The sequence below is a fragment of the Candidatus Thiodiazotropha endolucinida genome (assembly GCF_001715975.1).
GTDB lineage: Bacteria > Pseudomonadota > Gammaproteobacteria > Chromatiales > Chromatiaceae > Thiodiazotropha > Thiodiazotropha endolucinida.
Map to the genome: position 1 here is coordinate 175,217 of NZ_MARB01000009.1, position 8,001 is coordinate 183,217.

At 46.3% G+C, this 8,001-nt stretch carries 7 protein-coding genes; 3 read left to right on the top strand and 4 right to left on the bottom strand.

Features of this window, described 5'->3' with window-relative positions; translation table 11 throughout:
- The first annotated feature begins 536 nt into the window (after positions 1-536).
- From CODIS_RS09660 to CODIS_RS09670, 3 genes are all read left to right on the top strand, one after another.
- A complete protein-coding gene (locus tag CODIS_RS09660) occupies positions 537-2,030 on the top strand; it encodes a leucyl aminopeptidase (RefSeq protein WP_069124548.1) in 1,494 nt (497 codons plus the stop codon).
- A gap of 76 nt (positions 2,031-2,106) precedes the next feature.
- Positions 2,107-2,535: a DNA polymerase III subunit chi gene (locus CODIS_RS09665; protein WP_069124551.1), complete on the top strand. Its 429-nt coding sequence runs from the start codon at positions 2,107-2,109 to the stop codon at positions 2,533-2,535.
- A complete protein-coding gene (locus CODIS_RS09670) occupies positions 2,536-2,952 on the top strand; it encodes a hypothetical protein (RefSeq protein ID WP_069124557.1) in 417 nt (138 codons plus the stop codon).
- 142 nt (positions 2,953-3,094) lie between these two features.
- Here CODIS_RS09670 and CODIS_RS09675 read toward each other — a convergent pair whose 3' ends face one another.
- The 4 genes from CODIS_RS09675 to CODIS_RS09690 all read right to left on the bottom strand — a co-directional run bounded on the left by CODIS_RS09675 (position 3,095) and on the right by CODIS_RS09690 (position 7,724).
- Positions 3,095-3,586 carry a hypothetical protein gene (locus CODIS_RS09675; protein WP_069124561.1) on the bottom strand — a complete coding sequence of 164 codons (492 nt, stop codon included), beginning with the start codon at positions 3,584-3,586 and terminating at the stop codon, positions 3,095-3,097.
- A 257-nt stretch (positions 3,587-3,843) separates the two neighbouring features.
- On the bottom strand, positions 3,844-6,396 hold the full coding sequence (locus tag CODIS_RS09680; RefSeq protein ID WP_154723075.1) for an EAL domain-containing protein: 2,553 nt from the start codon (positions 6,394-6,396) through the stop codon (positions 3,844-3,846).
- 35 nt (positions 6,397-6,431) lie between these two features.
- Positions 6,432-7,310 carry a phosphate/phosphite/phosphonate ABC transporter substrate-binding protein gene (phnD, locus tag CODIS_RS09685; protein ID WP_069124564.1) on the bottom strand — a complete coding sequence of 293 codons (879 nt, stop codon included), beginning with the start codon at positions 7,308-7,310 and terminating at the stop codon, positions 6,432-6,434.
- 135 nt (positions 7,311-7,445) lie between these two features.
- A complete protein-coding gene (locus CODIS_RS09690; protein ID WP_069124566.1) occupies positions 7,446-7,724 on the bottom strand; it encodes a hypothetical protein in 279 nt (92 codons plus the stop codon).
- Between the last annotated feature and the right edge of the window lie 277 nt (positions 7,725-8,001).

The following is an 8,001-nucleotide window of genomic DNA, read 5'->3' on the forward strand; positions in this document are numbered from 1 at the left end:
TCGATCAGGTACGAAGCTTATGTTTAACGATAAGTGCCTGTCCAGAACTGCATAAGGGGTTGCTCTCTATATGTCCTGATCATTCTACTTAGATTACACCACATAAGGTGTTAGGGCCTGTTAACACTAATCCAATACGCCCTGCTGGGGCTGTTTTTGTGCCCAGCAAGGCAGAATGAGCGTAGTGTAGTTATTCTACATGAGCGAATGATAACGCCGCTGGGGGCGAAAACAGCCCCAGCCCTTCGGGTTGTGCCTGAAAAAGCGCCACTCGGCGTTGCTCGTCGTTCATTTGGAATAACCAAACTTCTCTCCTCGCGCCTTGATTGGCGCTTTTTCAGACACAACAGGGCGCATTGGATTAGTGTTAACAGGCCCTAACAGGTCCCAATTGGCTTATGATTGGGTAGACTTGAGTCAATCATCGCCGAGTCGTGATCCTGACTTTTTATCATCCATAGTGTATATAAAACATTGCATCGGCTGTCTATCCCACTTATTGATCTGCAACATAAAACAGAGAGGCCATCCACTCCATGGAATACAGCATTAAAACCGGAGATCCCGCCAAGCTAAACACTGCCTGCCTGGTAGTCGGCATCTTCTCCAAGCGTCAACTCTCACCTTTGGCTCAGCAGTTGGATAAGTCCAGCAAGGGTGCACTGCAACGCATCCTCAAGCGCGGCGATATGAATGGAGAGAGCGGACAGCAGTTATTACTCTATGACCTTCCCGGTATCCAGGCAGAGCGAATCCTCTTAATCGGACTGGGTAAACAGCGTGATTTCGGCAGAAAACAGTACGCAAAATGTGTCAATTCAGCAGTCAAGAGTCTGAACCAGAAACATGCAATAGAGGCAATCTGGGGTCTCAGTGAACTTGTAAATGAGGATTTTTCACTGACTCAGGCAGTCAGAGAGACCGTGATTAGCGCCGGGGCCGGCCTCTACCAATTCAACGAAACCAAAAGTGAAGTCAAAAAAAACCAACGCCCGCTAAAACGTCTCGCACTCTTCCTACACGATCGGCGCCACTTAAAAGCAGCGCAGAAGGCGCTCTATCAGGCAGTAGCCATCGCCGATGGCATGGAATTGACCAAAGATCTGGCCAACCTGCCGGGCAATATATGCACTCCTGGCTATCTCGCCGATCAGGCACGAAAACTGGGGCGCAACGACAGCCGCCTGAAAGTGAGGATACTGGATGAAAAGCAGATGGCCAAGTTGGGCATGGGCGCCCTGCTATCCGTATCCCGTGGCAGTCGACAGCCGGCAAAATTGATCATAATGGAGTATTCGGGAGGAAAACCCGCTGCCAAACCCGTTGTACTGGTTGGAAAAGGACTAACCTTCGATGCAGGTGGTATATCCCTCAAACCCTCAGCGGCAATGGATGAAATGAAGTATGACATGTGCGGTGGCGCCACGGTCATTGGCGTCGTCAAGGCTGCTATCGCCATGGAGTTACCGATTAATCTGATTGGTGTCGTGCCAGCCTCGGAAAACCTTCCCGATGGAGATGCCAATAAGCCTGGTGATATCGTGACCAGCATGTCCGGTCAAACCATTGAGATACTCAATACCGATGCCGAAGGTCGCCTCATACTGTGCGATGCCCTCACCTATTGCGAACGCTTCAACCCCGCTGCAGTGATTGACATCGCCACACTAACCGGCGCATGCATCGTGGCCCTGGGTAACCAGGCTTCCGGATTAATGTCCAATAATGAATCTTTGGCAAACGAACTGTTGAGCGCCGGCAACGATACCGGAGACCGGGCCTGGCAATTGCCCCTGTGGGATGATTACCAGGAGCAACTCGACAGTAATTTCGCCGACATGGCGAATATCGGCGGCAAGGGTGCGGGTACAATCACAGCTGCCTGCTTCCTTTCCCGCTACACAAAAAAGTTCAAGTGGGCTCATCTGGATATTGCAGGTACTGCCTGGCGTAGTGGCGCAAATAAAGGCGCCACCGGCAGGCCGGTGGGGCTACTCACCCAATTTCTCATAAAACGTTGTGGCCTGTGATGTTTAACCATAAACTAATTATGGCTTTTTATCCAAATACATCGATCGCACTCAACCGTTGCCAGCCGGAGATGCTATGACGCAAGTCGACTTTTATGTACTCGATGAACGTGCCATGGGAAATCGCTTTACCCTGGCCTGCCGCCTGAGTGAAAAGATCTATCATCAAGGACGTAGGATCTTTATTCATACCGAGTCAGAAGAAGAGTCAAGACATATGAATAGATTGTTATGGACCTTTCGTCAGGGCAGTTTCGTACCCCATGGAATGGCTAAAGAGTGTAATCCTTTGACCACACCTGTGATTATCAGCCATGATAAGGAGAGTGGTGAAGAAAAGGATGTTCTGATCAATCTTGCGAGTGTTGTACCCAGTTTTTTCAGCAGATTTGATCGTGTTGCAGAGATCGTTGACAAGGAGCCACAGATCGTAACTGCCGGGCGGGAGCGTTTTCGCTTCTACCGTGACAGGGGCTATCCACTCAACAAGCACGACATAAAATAGATGAGTACAAACGACAAAATAAACGATTCGGATTCAGACATTCCGCTACTGGAAGATGTGGTTTCAATGGATGAAATTGAATCGGAGTATATCGAATTCAGCGATGAAGAAGCCGATATAGAGGATAGTGATATCCCTGAGTATGACGAAGAACTGCTATCCATGCGGGATGATATCGCCAAGCAACTCGGGGATGACCTCCAGTTAATCGTTTCCGAAGCGGTAAATAGTGCAATCGATGAAGCCACTGATCGTATTAGCCAGATACTACACGATGAACTCGACAATACTATAACCCATCGAATTCGCAATCTCATTGAACAACGGCTGGAAAAAGAATTCGGACCTCGTCACCAGCATGCAAAAGATGAGCCCGCTCAGGATCCGATTGATCTCTATCAAGATGATAATCTTTAACTGTCTATATTTGTCCAGCCAATAGTATGCATCATGCGTCTCGCAAGACTTGATCATCTGGCACACATCGTCAGGGATATAGAAAATGCGGTTTCCTTCTATACATCAGCGCATATGACAACCCAAGACTCGATATAGATATCTATGAATCATTCAAGTGTTGGAGGAGGCGTTGTTTCCTACTGACATATAGCCATGCACCCAAATAGACACAACATAGCGTCAACAAACTCAAGAGTATATTTTCACCAACCGAGTAGTAAGACAAGCCCATGGCCAATCCGAAAGCAATTACAATGATTGCAAATACCGCTACAATTTTGTACTCGGAATGGTTAACCAGTTTTGCACATAAATACCCGGCAAAAGTAGTTATCAGACAACCGGATGCCAAGGCAACCAACGAGAACTTGGACGTCAATTCCATGGTGGAAAGCTTTGAAGTTATAACTTCAATGGAATCACCATTTGATGCGAGTATCATGCCGTAAACGATTGATATCACAATTCCGACAAAAATAGTGGCCGTAACATCCACGACAGTTGCGATAAAGACAGCTTTTACTGCAGACCCTTTTTTTTCAATTTGGTTGGTTAAATCCGATTTCGGTGTCCTATAGACATCTTCATCCATCGATACTGTTCCTATATCCGTGGTAGCCCATGTAATATTTATTACACAGCCCTTCAAACAAGTAGGTTTCTTGTTTGTTTATAACTAATAATCCACTAATTATGATTATCGCGTCCCGGTTGATCGCGATATCCTAACAGCCAGAGAGCATCCCCGTTAAAAATGTATCTGAGATCATTGTTTATTGATGCAATAAATCCGCCTCAGTACTCCTTAATAATATCCTCAAGACAGCCTTGGTGCTTGAATACTATGAATCAGGTTTTTGCAGACAACCAAATCACGTTACTGTCATCTGTTTCTGAGATAAAATCATCGAACGGTTTAGGGTTGGCTATACCATACCCCTGACCAAGATCTATACCCACCCGGCACAATTCCTCAATAATCGCGTCATTTTCAACGAATTCGGCTATGGTCGTCAACCTCATTGTGTCCGCAACCGTTTTTATTGCCTCTACCATTCCCCTGTCAAGAGAGTCTGTATTCATATCTTTTATGAACATGCCGTCGATTTTCAAGAAATCAATGGGTAAGTTCTTTAAATAACCGAAAGAGGAGAGTCCGGAACCAAAATCATCCAATGCGAAACGACACCCCAACTCACGCAGTTCACGTATCACTCTCAAGGCACTCGATAGATTTTGAATAGCTGCGGTCTCGGTAACCTCAAAAGTGATTTTTTCTGGCCTAATCCCATACTTTTGCAATAGTTTTCTTACCAATGGTGTAATTCGGTTATGACTCAGTGTGCCACCGGATAAATTGATAAAGCAGTCTGGGCAGTTACTGCTACAGTCTGCCAACAGTCGCATAACTTCCTCAATAACCCAATGATCGACACGCTCTATCAAATCATATCTTTCAGCAGCTGGCAGAAAGGCCCCGGGTGGGATCAGTTCTCCATCGACGGCCCGCATCCTTATAAGAACCTCTACAGCAACAACCAGCTGTTCATCACTGTCAAATTTTACAATTGGCTGAGCGTAGAGAACCAGGCGCCCTTCATCCATTGCACTGTTAATGCGTGAAACCCATTGCATCTCTCCCAATCTGCGTTTAGTTGTCACGCTGTCTTTTTCATAGACTATTATACGGTTGCGGCCTGAATCCTTCGCTGAATAGCAAGCGGCATCCGCTGCACTCATCAACTTGGCGATATTCTCGCTATACATATTTATAGGAGAGATGCCGATACTGAGACTGATCCTGAAAGTTTGATTATCCCAATAAAAATGGTGCTGTTGAACATCCTCCCTCAAGGAATCGATTCGTTCTATGGCCTGCACTAGCGGACAGTCAATCAATATTGCACTGAATTCATCGCCTCCCACCCGCGCCAGCACATCACTCCCTCTGAAATGTTTGCGCATGAGGCGGCCCAGCTGTCGCAAAAGCTCGTCTCCTGCAACGTGTCCACAGGTGTCGTTAACCACCTTGAATTGATCCAAATCCATGAAGCACAGGATATGCTCGCGACCCCGATGCCGCGCCGAGTCCAAAGCGCTCTCCAGATGGGTCTCAAATGCACTGCGATTCATCAGATCGGTGAGACTGTCATGATTTGCTTGACGATGCAGTTCTTCCTGCAGTCGGTATTCACGCGTAATATCACGCAATACGATAACCACACCATCAGTCTCTATATCCTGGCTAAAGATCCGAGCCGCAGTAACCTGAACCTGCAGCGCTTCTTTCTCCTCTGTTAACAGCGAAACCTGTTCGTTGACAATCTGATTTGGTTTACTGGTGCGACATTCTGCTAACAGGCTGTCAATATCCCATTCCTCGCCATCATCCACCAGTCTTACCATATCAGAAAAATGCCGGCCAATTGCATGTCCAGCATCTGTGTTGAACAGCTTCATCGCCTTATTGTTCAGATAGCTGATCAATCCGTCCATATTGACAGTAATCACACTGTCACCAATCGACGCCAACGTTATATGAGCCTGATTGCGCTCCTTGCGTAATTCCTTCTCTGCCTTCCGCTGAGCCGTTATATCCTGGATATAGACGTAGACCTCATCAGCAACATCGATCATCTGATAATGCGCAAGCATATGTATTTCATCAATCTCTTTTTCTCCATATATCTCACGCTCTCCGTTAGCGAGACGATCTATGAACATTTTGTGGCTGTCCGGCAGTATACTGATTGGATCTGTGATGTTACGCCTGACAAGTAATTTTCTGAGCGCCGGATTTTTAAAAGTTAATTTCCCATTTAGATCGAATGCGATAATAGGGTTTGGATTTTCACGAGGATAGGCAGCCAGTTGTATGTTTCGGGATTCTGTATCCTTTAACTCTTCAACCATCAAAGAGAGCAGGTTTGCCTTGTGACGGCGAGTCAGGAAAAGGTAGATTAGAAGTGCAAACAGACCGGTCAGCGAAAAAACCGCCACTGAGACCCTTAACCCCTGTTTCAGAGTATGCTTGTATGCGCCTTCGAGACTGATGGCCAGTGTCAGTTTTGCAAGGCCACGGTATGAGTATGGGATATCCTGTTCAAGAATGTACCGTCGTACAGATGATTGAACAGGACCATAGCCTGCAATGATGAATCCGTTTCGTGATACCAACTTTATCTCATCGACCTCGCTATACTTGGCAGCCCATTGATTGATGATTTTGGATAAGGATTCATAATTGCCTTTCTGGAGTTCTGCCTCTGCAATCGAAGCAATGATCTCCATTTGTCCCTTTGCCAGTTCTTCAGTGAACTGCACATGCTGGTGATGCTCATTCCTTAACACAATCCCTGATACCAGTGCCAGAACCAGGAAAAATATAATGGTCACCAGCACCACCCACACCAGGGTTGGCGCATGCTGATCCTTGCTCACTTGACCACTCCCCTGGCTCGTAATTCGGCAATAACATCCCTGAGTTTTTTATAATCATCCTCTTCAACACTAACCAGGGCTGTCGCAGTTTTTTTGATGGGATAGAGTACCTGATTGGTTTCAGGACTGTCAGTGGTTAGGCTAAGCAATTGCTGCCGCAGTAACCTAACCTTATCGGGATTTGTGTCGGCTGGAGCAATGAAGAGATGTTCCGATATCTCAGGTGTAGTAGCGATAGCGACAATCCCTTTGTGATGATATTTATCAAACACCGCCTCTTTTACAGCACCCGCATCGGCATCACCAGCAAGCACAGCTAGCGCAACATTGTCATGGCTGCTGTAAAAATTATAACTTGCGAAATCATCGACATCGATACCCGCTTCAAATATCACCTGTCTAGGTACAAGATGACTCATCGTGGAGGATGAACTGCCGAATGCGAAATGGCGTCCTTTGAGGTCCATAAGGGTACGTATATCGCTACCCTCTCTGGTAAAAATCTTTCCTGTAAATGTAGATTTCCCGTCAATCTCCAATCTAGCCAATAGATGTGGAACAAAATCCATATCCTTTAATTGAACGAGAAGCGCCGGCCCAATGTATGCCAGATCCAACTGCCCCTGAATAATTGCATTTATGTGAGACTTATAGGACTCCCCGATTCGCACCTCGACAGATTGCCCTATGCGTTGACTCAAAAACTCCGCTAATGGCGTGAACATCTCACGGATTTCATCATGGGAACGATAGGGATGGATGCCGAGAATCAGTGAATCTGTACTATGAGCTGCGGTAGAAATACAGACAAAAAAGACGGCGGCTATTCGAATTAGCCGCCCTATCTCCAGTCTACTCCTTAGTACCTTTTGCATGCGCTCCCGATCCCGGGTTCAGGTATTTATCGTTAACTTAATCCATAACCCCAAGCCTACTGTTTATGAGGTGTTTGTTAAGCATATCCTAGTCCAATCCTGTTAATCCACCTCAGTGAAAGCTGTGACCGAACCTCAATTGGGTCCCATGTGAAGTAGCTTCTGTTCTTTTCTGCTCCGTTTGATGATTTTTCTGCAGATTTTCTTGTCCAAAAGCGCCATGATCTCCAGATCTATTACATCTGCTCTGCTGCAATCACCGTCGCGACGAAGGTTTGCAGCCAAGCGCTCAAGTTCCCGGATGCTGCCTTTAACCCGTTTGCGATTACGATAATTGATCGCCGCACCCATTTTGATCTGCCTGTCAAGATCATCGGCTGTATGTATATAAGGATTTCCATTCTCATTCAGCATATCGGCCACCGATTTAGGTTGTTTTCACAATCTTGTTGTCTTCGATACTACAGCATCAGGTAAAAAGCGTTTCTTTAAATTAACTATAAGCCTTTAATTTTAAACAGAAAGTGACATATGACACTGGATGACAGTGGAAAATACACACCGGGCTGAACTTGGGGGTATGGCCATTTAGCCATTTTTAGGTAGATATTTATGCGTCCTGCGACGCTTCGCGTCTGGTCGAACGAAGGGTTCTAATCAAAGCCTCCCTATCCGCCATATAAAAAGGGGC